Consider the following 18,164-nt stretch of genomic DNA (forward strand, 5'->3'; position numbering starts at 1 on the left):
GTCAGTGGCATGGGGCACCATCGACGTCACCAGAGCACGCCCGCCCGGCCTTTTGGAGGCATCCCCGTGTCCGCCGCACAGCGCACGAAGGTCCGTGACTTCGCCCTCTCCCTCCCCGGCGCCGTCGAGGAGTTCCCCTGGGGCGACGACGCGGTCGTCAAGGTCAACAAGAAGATCTTCGTCTTCCTCGGACCCGAGGGGAACACGGAGTCGCCCGGCATCTCCGTCAAGCTCAAGGACGAGGAGGCCCACGGCCATGCCCTGGCCGTCCCCGGCGCCGCGCCCACGGCGTACGGGCTGGGCCGGCACGGCTGGGTGAGCGTCCCGCTCGCCGGGGCGCCCGCCGGCCTGCTCTGCGACTGGGTCGAGGAGAGCTACCGCGTCATCGCCCCCAAGCGGCTCATCGCCCAACTCGACGCGCGATGAGGCGCGGAGGGGGCTTGTGGACGGTGGAACACGTTCTTAACATCACTGACATCACGACTGTTACAGCAGTTGTGTCATAAGGCATCGGATGTGGGGGCGGCCGCATGACGGAGACGACGGCGAGCGGTCCGCTCACCGGAGTGCGCGTGCTCGAGCTCGCCGGCATCGGGCCGGGGCCCTTCGCCGCCATGCTGCTCGCCGACCTCGGCGCCGACGTCGTCCGCGTCGACCGGCCCGGCGGCCCGGGCCTGGGCGTCGACCCGGCGTACGACATCACCAACCGCAACAAGCGCTCGGTGCTCGTCGACCTCAAGAGCCCGGACGGCCCCCCGGCCGTGCTCGACCTGGCCGGGCGGGCCGACATCCTCCTCGAGGGCTACCGCCCCGGCGTCGCCGAACGCCTCGGCATCGGCCCCGACGCCGCGCTCGCCCGCAACCCCGCCCTGGTCTACGGGCGGATGACCGGCTGGGGCCAGCAGGGCCCCCTCGCCCACGCCGCCGGGCACGACATCGGCTACATCGCCGTCACCGGCGCCCTCGGCATGACCGGCCCCGCCGACGGGCCCCCCTACCCGGCCGCCAACCTCCTGGGCGACTACGCCGGCGGCTCCCTCTACCTCGTCGTCGGCGTCCTCGCCGCCCTCCAGCACGCGCGTGCCACCGGCACCGGACAGGTCGTCGACGCCGCCATCGTCGACGGCACCGCCCACCTCACCACGATGATCCACGCCATGCTGGCGGCCGGCGGCTGGCAGGACCGGCGAGGCGCCAACCTCCTCGACGGCGGCGTGCCCTTCTACGGCACGTACGAGACCGCCGACGGCGGCCACATGGCCGTCGGCGCGCTGGAACCCCGCTTCTACGCCGAGTTCGCCCGGCTGCTGGGCCTCGACGACGCCCAGGCCGCCGCGCGCGCCGACGCCGGCCGCTGGGAGGAGCTGCGGGCGGCCGTCGCCGCGCGCTTCCGGCAGCGCACCCGCGCCGAGTGGACCGAGGTCTTCGAGGGCACCGACGCGTGCGTGGCCCCCGTCCTGTCCCTGCGCGAGGCCCCCCGCCACCCGCACCTGGCCGCCCGCGGCACGTTCGCCGAGCACGCCGGCATCACCCAGCCCGCCCCCGCCCCGCGCTTCTCCGCGACCCCCGGCTCCCTGCGCCGGCCGCCGGCCCGGCCGGGGGCCCACACCGCCGAGGTGGCCCGCGACTGGGACGTGCCCGGTCTGGGGGAACACGCCCTCGAGGAGACCGAGCCGCAGAAAGGCAGCCCGAACAGATGAAGCGTCAGATCTTCACCGCCGACCACGAGGCCTTCCGGGAGACCGTGCGCGCCTTCCTCGCCCGCGAGGTCGCCCCGCACTACGCGCGCTGGGAGCAGGACGGCATCGTCTCCCGCGAGGCCTGGCTGGCCGCCGGCCGGCAGGGGCTGCTGGGCCTGGCCGTGCCCGAGGAGTACGGCGGCGGGGGCAACCCCGACTTCCGCTACAGCGCCGTGCTCGCCGAGGAGTTCACCCGGGCCGGAGCGGCCGGCCTCGCCGTTCCGCTGCACAACGACATGGTCGGCCCCTACCTGGCGAAGCTCTCCACCGACGAGCAGAAGCGCCGCTGGCTGCCCGGCTTCTGCTCGGGCGGGATCGTCAGCGCCATCGCCATGACCGAGCCGGGCGCGGGCTCGGACCTGCAGGGCATCCGCACGACCGCCGAGGACCGCGGCGACCACTGGCTGCTCAACGGCTCGAAGACCTTCATCTCCAACGGCATCCTCGCCGACCTGGTCGTCGTCGTGGCGAAGACGACGCCGGAGGGCGGGGCCAAGGGGCTGAGCCTGCTCGTGGTCGAGCGGGGCATGCCGGGCTTCGAACGCGGCCGTAACCTCGACAAGATCGGCCAGAAGGCGCAGGACACCGCCGAGCTCTTCTTCCGCGACGTCAGGGTGCCCAAGGAGAACCTCCTCGGTGAGCTCGACGGCGCGTTCCTCCACCTGATGGGCAACCTTCCCCAGGAGCGGCTGAGCATCGCCGTGAGCGCGATCGCGGCGGCCGAGCACCTGCTGGAGGCCACCACGCGGTACGTCAAGGAGCGCGAGGCCTTCGGCCGGCCGTTGGCCAAGCTCCAGCACATCCGCTTCGAGATCGCCGAGATGGCCACCGAATGCGCCGTCACCCGCGCCTTCCTCGACCGCTGTATCACCGACCACGACCGCGGCGAGCTCGACGCGGTGCACGCCTCGATGGCCAAGTGGTGGGCCACCGAGCTGCAGAAGCGGGTCGCCGACCGCTGCCTGCAGCTGCACGGCGGCTACGGCTATATGACCGAATTCCCGGTCGCGAAGGCCTTCACCGACGGCCGGATCCAGACGATCTACGGCGGCACGACCGAGATCATGAAGGAGATCATCGGCCGTTCCCTGCTCTCCTGACCCGACCCCCCGCCCCCGGCGGGAACCCCCGCCCCCTCCGGCCCCCCGAAAGGCTTACGACCTTGAGCACCGAAGCGTACGTATACGAGGCGATCCGCACCCCTCGCGGGCGCGGCAAGGCCAATGGCGCGCTGCACGGCACCAAGCCCATCGACCTCGTCGTCGGCCTCATCCACGAGCTGCGGCGGCGCTTCCCGGACCTGGACCCCGCCGCGATCGACGACATCGTGCTCGGCGTCGTCAGCCCCGTCGGCGACCAGGGCTCCGACATCGCCCGCATCGCCGCGATCGCCGCCGGACTGCCCGACACCGTGGCCGGCCTCCAGGAGAACCGCTTCTGTGCCTCCGGCCTCGAGGCCGTCAACCTCGCCGCCGCCAAGGTCCGCTCCGGCTGGGAGGACCTGGTCCTCGCGGGCGGCGTCGAGTCGATGTCCCGGGTGCCCATGGCCTCCGACGGGGGCGCCTGGTTCGCCGACCCGATGACCAACCTCGACGTCAACTTCGCGCCCCAGGGCATCGGCGCCGACCTGATCGCCACGGTGGAGGGGTTCTCCCGCTTCGGCGTCGACACCTTCGCCGCCCGCTCCCAGGAGCTGGCCGCGGCGGCCTGGAAGGACGGCCGCTTCGACCGCTCCGTCGTGCCCGTGCGCGACCGCAACGGCCTCGTCGTCCTCGACCGGGACGAGCACCTGCGGCCGGGGACCACCGCGGAGTCGCTCGCCGCGCTCAAGCCCTCCTTCGCGGGCATCGGCGAGCAGGGCGGCTTCGACGCCGTGGCCCTGCAGCAGTACCACTGGGTCGAGAGGATCGACCACGTCCACCACGCCGGCAACTCCTCCGGCATCGTCGACGGCGCCGCCCTCGTCGCGATCGGCAGCCGCGAGGTCGGCGAGCGCTACGGCATGCGGCCCCGGGCCCGGATCGTCTCCGCCGCCGTCTCCGGCTCCGAGCCCACCATCATGCTCACCGGCCCGGCCCCCGCCACCCGGAAGGCCCTGGCCAAGGCCGGGCTCACCATCGACGACATCGACCTGATCGAGATCAACGAGGCCTTCGCGGCCGTGGTGCTGCGCTTCGCCAAGGACATGGGCATCGGTCTGGAACGCATCAACGTCAACGGCGGCGCCATCGCCATGGGCCACCCGCTGGGCGCCACCGGCGCCATGCTGCTCGGCACCGTCGTCGACGAGCTGGAACGCCAGGACAAGCGGTACGGGCTGGTCACGCTGTGCGTGGGCGGCGGCATGGGTATCGCCACGGTCGTCGAGCGCGTCTAGCCGCCAGCCGCTCCCCCTACCTCTGGAGACTTCGAGAAAATGAGCGAGCCCACCACCATCCGCTGGGAGCAGAACGGCGACGGCGTCGTCACCCTCGTCCTCGACGACCCCCGGCAGTCCGCCAACACCATGAACGACGCCTTCGCGTCCTCCCTCGCCGCGGTCGCCGACCGCCTGGAGGCCGAGCGCGGCGCGGATCCGGCGTCCGTGCGGGGCGTCATCATCACCTCCGCCAAGAAGACCTTCTTCGCCGGAGGCGACCTGCGCGACCTGATCGCCGCGACGCCCGCCGACGCCCGGCGCGTGTTCGAGTCGAGCCTGGCCGTCAAGCGCGACCTGCGCCGCATCGAGACCCTCGGCGTGCCGGTCGTCGCCGCCGTCAACGGCGCGGCCCTCGGCGGGGGGTACGAGATCGCCCTCGCCTGCCACCACCGCGTGGCCCTGGACGCCCCCGGCTCGAAGATCGGCCTGCCCGAGGTCACGCTCGGCCTGCTGCCCGGGGGCGGCGGCGTCACCCGCGCCGTACGCCTTCTCGGCATCACCGACGCGCTGCTGAAGCTGCTGCTGCAGGGCACGCAGTACGACCCCCGGCGCGCCCTCGAGGCCGGGCTGGTGCACGAGGTGGCCTCGGACGCCGACGAGATGCTGGCCAAGGCCCGCGCCTTCATCGACGCCCACCCCGAGGCCGTGCAGCCCTGGGACGTCAAGGGCTACCGCATCCCCGGCGGCACCCCGGCCAGCCCCCGCTTCGCGGCGAACCTGCCGGCCTTCCCCGCCACCCTCAGGAAGCAGACCGGCGGCGCGCCCTACCCGGCGCCGCGCGCCATCATGGCCGCCGCCGTCGAGGGCTCCCAGGTCGACTTCGAGACCGCGCAGGTCATCGAGGCCCGGTACTTCACCGAGCTGGTCACCGGGCAGACCGCCAAGAACATGATCCAGGCGTTCTTCTTCGACATGCAGGCCGTCAACTCCGGCGCCAACCGCCCCCAGGGCACCGAGCCGCGCCCGGTGCGCAAGGTCGCCGTCCTGGGCGCCGGCATGATGGGCGCGGGCATCGCCTACGCCTGCGCCCGGGCCGGCATCGAGGTCGTCCTCAAGGACGTCTCGGCCGAGAACGCCCGCAAGGGCAAGGCCTACTCCGAGGGCCTGCTCGCCAAGGCGCTGGCCAAGGGCCGTACGACCGAGCGCAAGCGCGACGAGCTGCTGGCCCGGATCACGCCCACCGCCGACGTCGCGGACCTCGCGGGCTGCGACGCCGTCATCGAGGCCGTCTTCGAGGACCCCGCGCTCAAGCACAAGGTCTTTCAGGAGATCCAGCACGTCGTGGCGCCGGACGCGCTGCTGTGCTCCAACACCTCCACCCTGCCCATCACCCTGCTGGCCGAGGGCGTCGAGCGGCAGACCGACTTCGTCGGCCTGCACTTCTTCTCGCCCGTCGACAAGATGCCGCTGGTGGAGATCATCAAGGGCGAGCGGACCGGCGACGAGGCCCTCGCCCGGGCGTTCGACCTGGTGCGGCAGATCCGCAAGACGCCCATCGTGGTCAACGACTCGCGCGGCTTCTTCACCTCGCGCGTCATCGGGCGGTTCATCAACGAGGGCGTCGCCATGATCGGCGAGGGCGTCCCCGCCGCCTCCGTCGAGCAGGCCGCCGCCCAGGCGGGCTACCCGGCGAAGGTGCTCTCCCTGATGGACGAGCTGACCCTCACCCTGCCCCGGAAGATCCGCGAGGAGAGCCGGCGCGCGGTCGAGGAGGCCGGCGGCACCTGGACCCCGCACCCGGCCGACGCCGTCATCGACCGGATGGTCGAGGAGTTCGGCCGCACCGGCCGCAGCGGCGGCGCCGGGTTCTACGACTACGTGGACGGCAAGCGGGCCGGCCTCTGGCCGGGGCTGGCCGAGCACTTCGTCCAGGGCGACGCCCGGATCCCGTTCGCCGACATGAAGGAGCGCATGCTCTTCTCCGAGGCGCTGGACACCGTCCGCTGCCTGGAGGAGGGCGTGCTGACCTCGGTGGCCGACGCCAACATCGGCTCGATCCTGGGCATCGGCTTCCCCGGCTGGACGGGTGGCGCGCTGCAGTACGTCAACGGCTACGAGGGCGGCCTGCCCGGCTTCCTGGCCCGGGCGCGCGAGCTCGAGGCGGCGTACGGCGAGCGGTTCGCACCGCCCGCGCTCCTGGTGGAGAAGGCGGCCAAGGGCGAGACCTTCACGGACTGACCCGCCGGGCCACGTACGGGGGCGCCCGGGGCGGCGCCCCTCAGCCCCCGTACGTGGCCCGCAGCTCCTGCTTGAGCGACCGCTGGAAGGCCGTCACCAGCGCCTGCACCACCAGCGGCTGCATATGGGCCGAGAGCGACTTCATGGCCTCGACCTCCTCCGGGTCGCTCTCGCCGGCGCTGTAGGGCCCCCAGACCTCGTCGTGGAAGAGCCGGGTCAGCTCGCGGGCCGTGGCGCGGGCGTGCTCGACCAGCACGGCCCTGGCTGCGCGTACGGTCTCCAGGGCCATGGGCACGTCCAGCAGCTGGACGCCCAGCCCCAGCAGGGCCGGGTCCACCCGGAAGGTGTCCGTCCCGCCCTCCGTCCGCTCCAGCACGTTCATGGCGACGAGCCGCTCGACGTCCTCCTCGGTCAGCGCCCGCCCGGCCCGCCGCTCCAGCAGCGCCCGGGGGGTCTCCTCCGCCCGGTCCGGCGTCCAGGAGGCCACCAGGGCGCGGTGGATGGCCAGATCGTGGGCGCTGAGATCGTCCGGGAGCCGCCGCAGGTAGCGCTCGATGGCGGCCAGCGTCAGCCCCTGGTGCTGGAGCTCCTCGATCAGCGCCAGCCGGGAGAGGTGGCCCTGCCCGTAGCGGCCGACCCGGCGCGGGCCGATCTCGGGCGGGGGCAGCAGGCCCCGGGTGCCGTAGAAGCGCACCGTGCGCACGGTCACCCCGGCGCGGGCCGCCAACTCGTCGACGGTGAGGTGCGTTTCCGCCACGTCCTCGGCTTCGGTGGCCATCGCTGTGCCCGCCTTCCTGTCGCGCCCTTCCGGCTCAACAGTATTGCTGTGCCACCACCGCTGTGAAACCTCGCGGGACGCCTCGTGACGGATGCGGGAAGGGCCCGTCGCCGGTGGCGACGGGCCCTTCGGAGCGACCGGAGCGGTTCCGGGTCAGTGCCGGTGGGCCCGCTGGGCCTCCTGGATCTTCTTCCAGGACCTGGGCTCGGCGGCCTTGAGCGACTTGCCCGACGCGCCGGCCGTGGCCTTGCCGATGCCGTCCCTGGCGGCGGCGGCCGCGCTCGGCTTCGAGGCGGTGTTCAGCCAGGTGTCGAACAGCTTCTGCAGCGGCTTGCCGGAGGCCTTCTCGGCGAACTTCGCGAAGTCCTCGACCGAGCCGTTGCCGAAGCGGTTCTGCTCCGTCCAGTCCTTCAGCAGCGCGAAGAAGGTCTTGTCGCCGACCTTGTTGCGCAGCGCCTGCAGGGCGACCGCCCCGCGGTTGTAGACGGCGGAGTGGAACTGCTTGTCGGCGCCCGGGTCGGACGGCTTGACCTTCCAGAACTCGTTGTCCGCCGGAACGCCGTTGTAGACGTAGTCGGCGAGCTGCTGGGCCGTGCCCTCGCCCTCCTTCTCCGACCACAGCCACTGCGCGTAGGTGGCGAAGCCCTCGTTGACCCAGATGTCACGCCAGTTCTTCACCGAGACGCTGTCGCCGAACCACTGGTGCGCGAGCTCGTGCACGACCAGGGAGGCGTTCGCGCCGTTGGCGAAGCCCGACGGGCTGTAGTACGGCCGGGTCTGGGTCTCCAGCGCGTAGCCGGTCTTGACGTTGGGAACGTAGCCGCCGATGGCGTTGAAGGGGTACGGCCCGAAGACCTTGCTCTCCCAGTCGATGATCTCGGTGGTGCGCCCGACGCTGGCCTTGGCCGAGGCGAGGTTGTCGCCCAGGTCCTTGCTGTAGGCGTTGAGGACCGGCAGCCCGTCGGCCGTCTTGTCGGTGGTGATGTCGAACTTGCCGACGGCCAGGGTGGTCAGATAGCTGGCCTGCGGCTTGGTGGCGCGCCAGTTGTAGCGCGTCCAGCCCAGCTTGGAGGTCTGCGACTTCAGCTCGCCGTTGCTGACCGTCTGCAGGCCGTCCGGCACCGAGACCGAGATGTCGTACGTGGCCTTGTCGCGCGGGTGGTCGTTGCTGGGGAACCACCAGACGGCCGACTCCGGCTCGTTGGCCACGACGGCCCCGTCCGGGGTGCGCTGCCAGGCCGAGTAGCCGTCGATCTTCACCTGCGAGGGGGTGTCGCTGTAGCGGACGACGACCGTGATCTCCTTGCCCTCCTCCAGCGGGGAGGCGGGCGTGATCTCCAGTTCGTGGGCGCCGGTCTTGGCGAACGGGGTGGGCCTGCCGTTGACCAGCACCTCGCTCACCTTGAGGGCGAAGTCGAGGTTGAAGCGGGAGAGCGCCTGGGTGGTGGTGGCGGTCAGCGTCGCCGTGCCGTCCAGCTTGTCGGACTTCGGCTCGTACTTCAGCCGCAGGTCGTAGTGGGAGACGTCGTAGCCGCCGTTCCCGGACGTCGGGTAGTACGCGTCTCCGGCTCCCGGCGCGCCCGGCGTGGCGTCGGCGGCCGAGGCCGGGACCGCCAGCATCAGGAAGGCGGCGGCCGCGCTCGGAACGATGAGTCTGTGACGCACGAGTCACTCCAACTCGTAGGGGGCGAAAGATCACTCGGAGCCTATGTACTCATTGAGGGAAGGGCCATGTCCATGGTGCGTACCGACATGTGATCGACATGTGGGTGTCATGAGAACGCTCCCGGCCATCTCCCGGACACCCCCGACCCCTTCTGTCCGCCGCTCACCCGCGCTACCGTCCGCCCGTGCCGATACACACGCGGAATCCCCGCAGAGCGTGGACAACTCCCTTGGTGGCGGCCCTGATCACTGTGGTCGCCCTCCTCCTTCCGGCCCCGCTCGCCGCGTCCGCGGCGGGCACGTCCCCGGGCGCGCCGGACGAGAGCAGACCCGTCTACTCCTACGACCGGGCCGTCCGGGAATCCGTCTGGGTGGACACCGGGATCGACGGTGACGGCGACGGCCGCGCCGACCGGGTCGCCGTCGACGTCATCCGCCCCCGCGAGCCCGCCGAACAGGGCCGCCGGGTACCGGTCGTGATGGACGCCAGCCCGTACTACTCCTGCTGCGGGCGCGGCAACGAAAGCCAGAAGAAGACCTATGACGCCCAGGGGAACCCGGTCCAATTCCCGTTGTACTACGACAACTTATTGGTACCGCGCGGCTATGCCGTCGTCCTGGTCGACCTCGCCGGAACCAACCGTTCCGACGGCTGCGTGGACATCGGCGGCCGCTCCGACATCGCCTCCGCCAAGGCCGTCGTCGACTGGCTGAACGGCCGCGCCCGCGGCTACGCCTCCCGGACCGGGCGGGCGGCCGCCCGGGCCGACTGGTCCACCGGGGCCGTCGGCATGATCGGCAAGAGCTATGACGGCACCATCGCCAACGGCGTCGCCGCCACCGGCGTACCGGGCCTCAGGACCATCGTCCCCATCGGCGCCATCAGCTCCTGGTACGACTACTACTTCGCCCAGGGCGCGGCCCTCTTCGGCAGCGGCCCCGACGCCCTCGCCGACCGCGTCGAGAGCCCCGCCGCACGCGGCCGCTGCCAGGCCGTGCAGCGCGCGCTCGCCGACGGCGCGCCCCGCAACGGCGACTGGACGCCGCTGTGGAGCGAGCGCGACTACCTCAAGGACGCCCGCAAGGTCCGTGCCAGCGTCTTCGCCGTCCACGGTATGCAGGACCTCAACGTCCGTACCAAGCACTTCGGCCAGTGGTGGGACGCCCTCGCCGGGCAGGGCGTGGAGCGCAAGGTGTGGTTCTCCCAGGCCGGGCACGTCGACCCCTTCGACTTCCGCCGCGAGAGCTGGGTGACCGCCCTGCACCGCTGGTTCGACCACTACCTGATGGGCTACGACAACGGCGTCGAGCGCGAGCCGATGGCCGACATCGAGCGCGCGCCCGGACAGTGGACCACCGACCGCGTCTGGCCGCCCCGCGCCACCGCCCCCACCACCCTGCGCCCGGCCCCCGGCCCGGCCCCCGGCGTGGGCTCTCTGGGCACCCGGCCGGCGCCCGCCGGCGCCGTGGAGTCCTTCACCGACGACCCGCGGCTGGACGAGAGCGACTGGGCCTCCCACGTCGACGAGACGACGCCGGCCAAGGCCGGCTTCACCACCCCGCCGCTCACCGCCGACCTGCGGCTGTCCGGCTCCTCGACGGTCCGGCTGACGGTCACCCCCTCCACCGCCTCCGCCCACCTGTCGGCCGTCCTCGTCGACCTCGGGCCCGCCGTGATCCGCGACTACGCCGCGAGCGGCGAGGGCATCCGCACCCTCGCCGACCGCACCTGCTGGGGCAGCGGCACCACCGGCGACAGCGGCTGCTTCCGGCGCACCGAGGCGGACACCGCGAGCGTCGCCCACACCGTCTTCAGCCGCGGCTGGGCCGACCTCGGCCACCACGCCGGCCTCTCCCACGGCGGCCCGCTGACCCCCGGACGGCCCTACACCATCACCCTCGACCTCGCCGCCACCGACCACGTCGTCCCCGCCGGCCACCGCCTCGCCCTGATCGTCGCCGGCACGGACGCCCGCCTGGTCGAACCGGCCTCCACCACGCCCCGGGTGACCGTGGACCTCGCCGGCGGCGAGGCGAGCCTGCCGTTCGTCGGCGGCTCCCGGGCCTTCGCCCGCGCCACGCGCCACAGCGACCCGGCGTACGAGCGTCCCGGCGCGCCCCTGAACGGTCTGCGCCCGCCCGCGCCCGCACTCCTGCGCTGACCCGCCCGTCCGACGCGGGACGGCCCCACCGGCCCCCACGGCCTCCTGGCCCCCGGCCGCCCCGCGTCAGCCCTCCACCAGGTCCGCCGCCTCCAGAGCGCACCCCCAGGACACCGTGATGCCCGCCCCGCCATGGCCGTAGTTGTGCACCAGGCGGGCACCCGACGGCAGCCGCTCGGCCTCCAGCCGCACCCTCGGGCGCCCCGGCCGCAACCCCACGCGGTGGCCGAGGATCCGGGCCTGGGCCAGCCGGGGGAACACCCTCGAGCAGCGACTGATGATCGCCTGCGCGGTGCACGGCGAGGGCGTGCGGTCCCACACGTGCGCCCGGGCCGTGCCGCCCAGCACCACGCCGTACGGCTGGGGGAAGACGTACAGGGAGTCGCCCTTGTGGTCGTCGACGGCGGTGAACCATTCCTCGACGCCCGGGTTCTCCACCACGACCAGCTGGCCTCGCACCGGATGGACCGACGGATCGGGCACCAGATCGCGGGCGCCCAGGCCCGTGCAGTTCACCACCGCCGCGGCCCCCTCGCCCGCCTGGGCGAGCGAACGCACCGCCCGCACCGTGACCGTGCCACCCGCCGCGGCCAGCCGCCGCTGCAGATAGGTCAGATGGGCCGCCATGTCGAGCAACGGCAGCCGGGTGCGCACCCCCCGGTCGTACCCGCGCGGCAACTCCTCCTCCCGGGCCGCCCGCAGCCCCGGCACCCGCGCCGACCACGGGCCCAACTCGGCCGGTGTCAGGTCCGCGTGCGTACCGGAGACCATCCGCACCCCCGTCTCCGGCTGCCCGGCGAGCCCCGCCATGACCGGCAGCGAACGCAGCGCCCAGCGCCCGGCCGCCTCCTGGGGCTGTATCCGGTAGGGCCACCACAGCCCGCCGGCCACCGCCGACGTGGTCTCCGAGGACGGCGAGCGCGTCAACACCTTGACGCCGCGCCCGCGTTCCGCCAGCACGACCGCGCTGGTCAGGCCGATGACGCCGGCGCCGACCACGATCACATCGCTTGCCATGGGGGTGACGGTACAGGCGAAAACACGGCCACCGGGCTCGAAGCGGCGCACGCGGGGGAATAGACCGTGCATGGCAGTGGAGTACGTGTCCCTCGCGCTGGAAGCGGCGCCCCGCGCCGGCGCGGAACAGGTCGCCGGCGCCGGTCAAGTGCGCCGGGAGTCCCCGGACTTCGTGGTGGACGGCAAACCCTTGCTCACCCTCCTCGCCGCGGCCGGAGCGGTCTCGCCGCTCGCCTCCGACGTGGACCCCTCCCCGCTCACCCCGCACGCGCGCGCCCTGCTGCCCCAGGACACCCCGTGCGACGATCCCCCGCTGGAGAGCGGCCGTTACGTCCTCTACGCCTGTTCCGAGTGCGCACTGCTGGAATGCGGGGTCGTCACCGCCGTCGTCGAGCGCGACGGCGCGGACGTCGTCTGGCGGGACTTCGCGTGGCAGACCGGCGAGGGCGCGGACCCCCGGCGCGACGGCTACCCCGGGGTCGGCCCCTTCCGCTTCCGCGCCGGCGAGTACCGCGCCGCGCTCGCCGCGCTGACGGCCGACGGGGCCGCGCCGCCCTCCCGGCGCGTCCTGCTGGTCGGCCCCCGCGTCGCCCTCCTCGCCCGTGCCGCGGCCGGACTGCGGGCCGGCGGCATCGGCGCGGAGATCTCCCGCGACGCGGCGGGAGCTCACGCGGACGAGCTACGGACGTACGGGGCGGTGGCCTTCGACCGTACGGTCGACGAGGCGGGCCGGGCCGCGGTGCGCGCCGCGTTCGCGGCCGCCGGCGGCGACGTGACGTTCGTCGAGGCGCCGGCGCCCGTCGCGGAGCTGCTGGTCGCGCAGCTGGAGCAGGCGCTGCGGCGGACGCCCGGCGGCGAGCGTCGGCTGACCGGGCTGAGCGCGGCGGCGGGGGAGGCCCGCCTGGAGACGGCCACCGCCTGCCGGGTGCGGGTGACGGCCTACCGGCCGGGGCGGCTGCGGGGCGCCCGGATGCTCGAGGTCTTCGACGGACCGCTCGAGCCCGGATGCCACCGGGTGCCGCTGGGGCCCAGAGTGGCGTACGTCGTGGCGCGTACGTACGGCGACGTTCTGGTCACGCGCGTGGGCGCCGGGGCGGACGGCCGGGCGCTCGACGAAAACCGGTTCGGTGCCCGGGAGGCCACCCGATAGAGTCGGTGGCCTCATGAGTGCCACCCTCGTCGCCAAGGATCTCGCCGCCGGGCACGGCGACCGCACCCTCTTCTCCGGACTCGACCTCGTCGTCGCGCCCGGTGAGGTGATCGGTCTCGTCGGAGCCAACGGCGCGGGCAAGTCCACCCTGCTCCGCCTCCTCGCCGGCCTGGACCGGCCCGAGGAGGGCGCGCTGCGGCTCAGCCCGCCGACCGCGACCGTCGGCCACCTGCCGCAGGAGCCCGAGCGACGCGAGGGCGAGACGGTCCGCGCCTTCCTCGCCCGCCGCACCGGCGTCGCCGCCGCCCAGACCGCCCTCGACGTCGCCACCCAGGCCCTCGTCGACGGCGCCCCGGGTGCCGACGACGCCTACTCCACCGCCCTCGAGCGCTGGCTGGACCTCGGCGGCGCCGACCTGGACGAGCGCGCCGACGAGGTGGTCGGCTCGCTCGGCCTGACCGTCGGCCTGGACCGGCCCATGACCGCCCTTTCCGGCGGCCAGGCCGCCCGCGCCGGGCTGGCCTCGCTGCTGCTCAGCCGCTACGACGTCTTCCTGCTGGACGAGCCCACCAACGACCTCGACCTGGACGGCCTGGCCCGGCTGGAGGACTTCGTCACCGGCCTGCGCGCCGGGACGGTCCTCGTCAGCCACGACCGCGAGTTCCTCGCCCGCACCGTCGACAAGGTCCTCGAGCTCGACCTCGCCCAGCAGCAGGTCACCCTCTACGGCGGCGGCTACGCCTCCTACCTGGAAGAACGCGAGACCGCCCGCCGGCACGCCCGCGAGGCCTACGACGAGTACGCCGACACCCGCGCCTCCCTCGAGGCCCGCGCCCGCACCCAGCGCAACTGGATGGAGAAGGGCGTCCGCAACGCCCGCCGCAAGTCCACCGACAACGACAAGATCGGCCGGAAGCTCCGCGCCGAGTCGACGGAGAAGCAGGCCGCCAAGGCCCGCCAGACCGAGCGCCTCATCGAGCGGCTCGACGTCGTTGAGGAGCCGCGCAAGGAGTGGGAGCTGCGGATGGAGATCGCCGCGGCGCCGCGCTCCGGCGCCGTCGTGGCGACCCTGCGCGGGGCGGTGGTCCGGCGCGGTCCGTTCGTCTTCGGCCCCGCCGACCTGCAGATCGACTGGGCGGACCGGGTCGCCGTCACCGGCGCCAACGGCTCCGGCAAGTCCACCCTCCTCGCCGCCCTGCTCGGCCGGCTGCCGCTGGACGAGGGCAGCGCGGTGCTGGGGCCGGGCGTCGTCGTGGGCGAGGTGGACCAGGCCCGGGCGCTGTTCTTCGGCGGCGAGGCCCTGCTCGACGCCTTCGGCGCGGCCGTCCCGGAGCTGGCCCCGGCGGACGTGCGCACCCTGCTGGCCAAGTTCGGGCTCAAGGCGGCGCACGTGCTGCGCCCCGCCGTCACGCTCTCGCCGGGCGAGCGGACCCGGGCGGCGCTGGCCCTGCTGCAGGCCCGGGGCGTGAACCTGCTCGTCCTGGACGAGCCCACCAACCACCTGGACCTGCCGGCCATCGAGCAGCTGGAGTCGGCGCTGGCGTCGTACGACGGGACGCTGCTGCTGGTGACCCACGACCGCCGCATGTTGGAAGCGGTCCACACCACGCGCCGCCTCGAGGTGGCCGACGGCCGCCTGACCGAGCGCTGAGAAGAACGCCGGCCGGCCCGCGCACGCGGGCCGGCTGGCGTTCCTCAGTGGGACCGGGTCAGAGCAGACCGGCCCGCCGCAGCGCGTCCGCCATCGCCCCGTCGGCGGCGGGGGCCGGCCGGCCGCCCGCCTCGCGGCGGGGGCGCGGGGCACCGCCCCGGCGCGGGGCGCGCTCGCGCGGCGCGGCCGGAGCCGCACCCCGGCCGTCCTCGGCGGCCGGCGCCGCCTCGTCCTCGAGCCGCAGCGTCAGCGAGATCCGCTTGCGCGGGATGTCCACGTCGAGCACCTTCACCCGCACGATGTCGCCCGGCTTGACCACGTCACGCGGGTCCTTGACGAACGTCTTCGACATCGCCGAGACGTGTACCAGGCCGTCCTGGTGGACGCCGACGTCCACGAACGCCCCGAAGGCGGCGACGTTGGTGACGACGCCCTCCAGGAGCATGCCCGGGCGCAGGTCGCCGATCTTCTCGACGCCGTCCTTGAAGGTCGCCGTCTTGAACGCCGGACGCGGGTCGCGGCCCGGCTTCTCCAGCTCGCGCAGGATGTCGGTGACGGTGGGCAGGCCGAAGGTGTCGTCGACGAAGTCGTCGGGCCGCAGCGAGCGCAGGGTGGCGGTGTTGCCGATGAGGGAGGCGACGTCGCCGCCCGTGGCCTTCACCATCTTCCGCACCACGGGGTACGCCTCGGGGTGCACGCTGGAGGCGTCCAGCGGGTCGTCGCCGCGGATGCGCAGGAAGCCGGCGCACTGCTCGTAGGCCTTGGGGCCGAGCCGGGCCACGTCCTTCAGGCCCCTGCGGGAGCGGAAGGGGCCGTTGGCGTCGCGGTGGGCGACGATGTTCTCGGCGAGGCCCGAGCCGATGCCGGAGACGCGGGAGAGCAGCGGGGCGGAGGCGGTGTTGACGTCGACGCCGACGCCGTTGACACAGTCCTCCACGACGGCGTCGAGCGAGCGGGAGAGCTTCACCTCGGACAGGTCGTGCTGGTACTGGCCGACGCCGATCGACTTGGGGTCGATCTTGACCAGCTCGGCGAGCGGGTCCTGCAGGCGACGGGCGATGGACACCGCGCCGCGCAGCGAGACGTCGAGCTCCGGGAGCTCCTGGGAGGCGAAGGCGGAGGCGGAGTACACCGAGGCGCCCGCCTCGGAGACCATCACCTTGGTGAGCTTCAGCTCGGGGTGACGGGAGATCAGGTCGGTCGCCAGCCGGTCCGTCTCGCGGGAGGCCGTGCCGTTGCCGATGGCCACCAGCTCCACGCCGTGCTCGCGGGCCAGCCGCGCCAGCGTGGCCAGGGAGGCGTCCCACTTGTTCTGCGGGACGTGGGGGTAGATCGTCTCGGTGGCGCACACCTTGCCGGTGGCGTCCACGACGGCCACCTTCACGCCCGTACGGAAACCGGGGTCGAGGCCCATGGTGGCGCGGGTGCCGGCCGGGGCGGCCAGCAGCAGGTCGCGCAGGTTGGCGGCGAAGACGCGGACCGCCTCGTCCTCGGCGGCCTGGCGCAGCCGCAGCCGCAGGTCGATGCCGAGGTGGACCAGGACGCGGGTGCGCCAGGCCCAGCGGACCGTGTCGCCCAGCCACTTGTCGGCCGGCCGGTTCCGGTCCGCGATCCCGAAGCGGCGGGCGATCATCTGCTCGTACGAGCTCGGCCCCGCCACGGTTTCGTCGGCGGGCTCCGGCTCCAGGACGAGGTCGAGGACCTCCTCCTTCTCGCCGCGCAGCATGGCCAGGACACGGTGCGAGGGCAGCGCGGTGAAGGGCTCGGCGAAGTCGAAGTAGTCGGCGAACTTCGCGCCGGCCTCCTCCTTGCCGGAACGGACCCTGGCCGCCAGCCGGCCGCGCGTCCACATGCGCTCGCGCAGCTCGCCGATGAGGTCGGCGTCCTCGCCGAACCGCTCGGTCAGCACGGCCCGGGCGCCCTCCAGCGCCGCGGCGGCGTCGGAGACGCCCTTGTCCGCGTCGACGAAGGCGGCCGCCGCCGCGAGCGGCTCGACGCCGGGGTCGGCGAGCAGCCCGTCGGCCAGCGGCTCGAGCCCGGCCTCCCGGGCGATCTGCGCCTTGGTGCGCCGCTTGGGCTTGAAGGGCAGGTAGATGTCCTCGAGCCGGGCCTTGGAGTCGGCCTCGCGGATCCGCGCCTCCAGCGCCTGGTCCAGCTTGCCCTGCGAGCGTACGGATTCCAGGACCGCCGTCCGCCGGTCCTCGAGCTCCCGCAGGTACCGCAGCCGCTCCTCGAGGGTGCGCAGCTGCGCGTCGTCGAGGGCGCCGGTGGCCTCCTTGCGGTAGCGGGCGACGAAGGGCACGGTCGACCCGCCGTCGAGCAGTTCGACGGCCGCCCGTACCTGCCGTTCCCGTACGCCGAGTTCCTCGGCGATCCTGCCTTCGATCGACGTCGACGTCGTCACGATCACGCTCCGCTTGTCTCCCGGGCCGCGATGGGCCGCGAACCTGCATTGTGGCAGGTGCCCAGGGCGGCGCGGGATCGCGACCGGCCGTGCCGCCGGTCAGCCGTGCAGGTCGGCGGGGAAGGCGCCGGCGGCCACGGCGGTGGCGGTGAAGGCCCTCACCAGCTCCGTCAGCCGGGTCGTGGCCGCGGCGCCCAGGTGCGCGTAGGGGGCCGTGTCGAGCCGGTCCGTCTCCGTCTCCAGCTCCTCGCGCAGGGTGGCGCCGGCCTCCGTCAGCCGTGCGTCCGCGTCGAGCAGTCCGCGGGCCCGCAGCCTGTCCTGGCCCGCCGTCAGCTCGGCCATGCTCCAGCCGCGGGTGCGCACCAGCCACTCCAGGGACATGCCCCGCCCGGCGGCGGTGTGGCTGACGAGCGCCTCGACCGGGTCGAGCCCGGCGCGGGTGAGGGCCATCAGGTGCCCGTCGCCCCGGTGCTCGCGCAGCAGGGTGGTGGCGTGCCACAGGGCGAGGTGCGGGGCGTCGGGCACGGGCAGGTCGGCGTGGGCGGAGTACAGCGGGCGGGCGGCGCGTTCGCAGGCCTCGGCGGCGCGCAGCGCCAGGGCGGCGGCCTCGGCCATCTCCGGGGAGACGACGAGCTCGTCGCCGAGCACGCGGCGCAGCGTGGTGTCGGCGGCCCGCAGGCGGGCGGCGAGGACCTGGTCGGGCGTCACGACGTCCCACACGCGCGGCAGGTGCTCGGCCACCAGGTCGTGCTTGAAGCTGTGGAACGTGGCGGTGACGACGCCCGGGCCGACCTTGCCGAACGCGGCCGAGCGCGAGGCGAAGTAGACCGCCCGGTGGTGTTCCACGCCGAGGGCGCCCAGCTCCCGGCGGACGTCGGGGGAGAAGTAGACCGTGGAATGAACGGAGTTGACGCGGTGGGCACAGCGCCGGACGGCGCCTTCGGGCAGAGTCTCCATGCCCGAAGGCTACCGACCGGTCAGTACGTGCGGGAAGTCCCCGG

The 18,164-nt window shown here is 73.6% G+C and carries 13 protein-coding genes; 8 read left to right on the forward strand and 5 right to left on the reverse strand.

The genetic code is table 11. From position 1 onward, the window contains the following. The first annotated feature begins 9 nt into the window (after positions 1-9). From AB4K12_RS12155 to AB4K12_RS12175, 5 genes are all read left to right on the forward strand, one after another. Positions 10-426 (forward strand): MmcQ/YjbR family DNA-binding protein, encoded by a 417-nt coding sequence (locus AB4K12_RS12155; RefSeq protein WP_368434208.1) that lies wholly within the window; start codon positions 10-12, stop codon positions 424-426. A 104-nt stretch (positions 427-530) separates the two neighbouring features. Beyond that, on the forward strand, positions 531-1,700 hold the full coding sequence (locus AB4K12_RS12160; RefSeq protein ID WP_368434209.1) for a CaiB/BaiF CoA transferase family protein: 1,170 nt from the start codon (positions 531-533) through the stop codon (positions 1,698-1,700). After that, entirely contained in the window at positions 1,697-2,839 is a 1,143-nt protein-coding gene (locus AB4K12_RS12165) for an acyl-CoA dehydrogenase family protein (RefSeq protein ID WP_368434210.1), read from the forward strand. The genes AB4K12_RS12160 and AB4K12_RS12165 overlap by 4 nt, the downstream gene beginning before the upstream one ends. Positions 2,840-2,901: 62 nt before the next feature. Further along, positions 2,902-4,116: an acetyl-CoA C-acetyltransferase gene (locus AB4K12_RS12170; RefSeq protein WP_368434211.1), complete on the forward strand. Its 1,215-nt coding sequence runs from the start codon at positions 2,902-2,904 to the stop codon at positions 4,114-4,116. A 39-nt stretch (positions 4,117-4,155) separates the two neighbouring features. After that, the gene (locus AB4K12_RS12175) at positions 4,156-6,336 is read left to right on the forward strand and encodes a 3-hydroxyacyl-CoA dehydrogenase NAD-binding domain-containing protein (RefSeq protein WP_368434212.1); all 2,181 of its coding nucleotides are present in this window, start codon (positions 4,156-4,158) and stop codon (positions 6,334-6,336) included. 40 nt (positions 6,337-6,376) lie between these two features. Here the strand turns inward: AB4K12_RS12175 and AB4K12_RS12180 are convergent, their stop codons facing one another. Both AB4K12_RS12180 and AB4K12_RS12185 read right to left on the reverse strand, forming a co-directional pair. After that, complete coding sequence (locus AB4K12_RS12180; RefSeq protein ID WP_368434213.1) at positions 6,377-7,114, reverse strand: MerR family transcriptional regulator; 738 nt, start codon at positions 7,112-7,114, stop codon at positions 6,377-6,379. A 153-nt stretch (positions 7,115-7,267) separates the two neighbouring features. Further along, positions 7,268-8,779 (reverse strand): M1 family metallopeptidase, encoded by a 1,512-nt coding sequence (locus tag AB4K12_RS12185; RefSeq protein ID WP_368434214.1) that lies wholly within the window; start codon positions 8,777-8,779, stop codon positions 7,268-7,270. Between the two features lie 233 nt (positions 8,780-9,012). Between AB4K12_RS12185 and AB4K12_RS12190 the strand changes: the two genes are divergently transcribed. Then, complete coding sequence (locus AB4K12_RS12190) at positions 9,013-10,941, forward strand: Xaa-Pro dipeptidyl-peptidase (protein ID WP_368434215.1); 1,929 nt, start codon at positions 9,013-9,015, stop codon at positions 10,939-10,941. A 66-nt stretch (positions 10,942-11,007) separates the two neighbouring features. Here the strand turns inward: AB4K12_RS12190 and AB4K12_RS12195 are convergent, their stop codons facing one another. Next, complete coding sequence (locus tag AB4K12_RS12195; protein WP_368434216.1) at positions 11,008-11,958, reverse strand: FAD-dependent oxidoreductase; 951 nt, start codon at positions 11,956-11,958, stop codon at positions 11,008-11,010. Between the two features lie 70 nt (positions 11,959-12,028). On the opposite strand from AB4K12_RS12195, the gene AB4K12_RS12200 reads away from it, so the two are divergent. Both AB4K12_RS12200 and AB4K12_RS12205 read left to right on the forward strand, forming a co-directional pair. Further along, entirely contained in the window at positions 12,029-13,108 is a 1,080-nt protein-coding gene (locus tag AB4K12_RS12200; RefSeq protein WP_368434217.1) for an oxidoreductase, read from the forward strand. Between the two features lie 13 nt (positions 13,109-13,121). Continuing rightward, the gene (locus tag AB4K12_RS12205; protein ID WP_368434218.1) at positions 13,122-14,759 is read left to right on the forward strand and encodes an ABC-F family ATP-binding cassette domain-containing protein; all 1,638 of its coding nucleotides are present in this window, start codon (positions 13,122-13,124) and stop codon (positions 14,757-14,759) included. Positions 14,760-14,817: 58 nt separating this feature from the next. Here AB4K12_RS12205 and AB4K12_RS12210 read toward each other — a convergent pair whose 3' ends face one another. Next, entirely contained in the window at positions 14,818-17,169 is a 2,352-nt protein-coding gene (locus AB4K12_RS12210; protein ID WP_368434219.1) for a Tex family protein, read from the reverse strand. A gap of 93 nt (positions 17,170-17,262) precedes the next feature. Continuing rightward, complete coding sequence (locus tag AB4K12_RS12215) at positions 17,263-18,120, reverse strand: hypothetical protein (protein ID WP_368434220.1); 858 nt, start codon at positions 18,118-18,120, stop codon at positions 17,263-17,265. Positions 18,121-18,164 lie beyond the last annotated feature (44 nt).

This window comes from Streptomyces sp. C36 (assembly GCF_040932295.1).
GTDB classification, from domain to species: Bacteria; Actinomycetota; Actinomycetes; order Streptomycetales; family Streptomycetaceae; genus Streptomyces; species Streptomyces triculaminicus.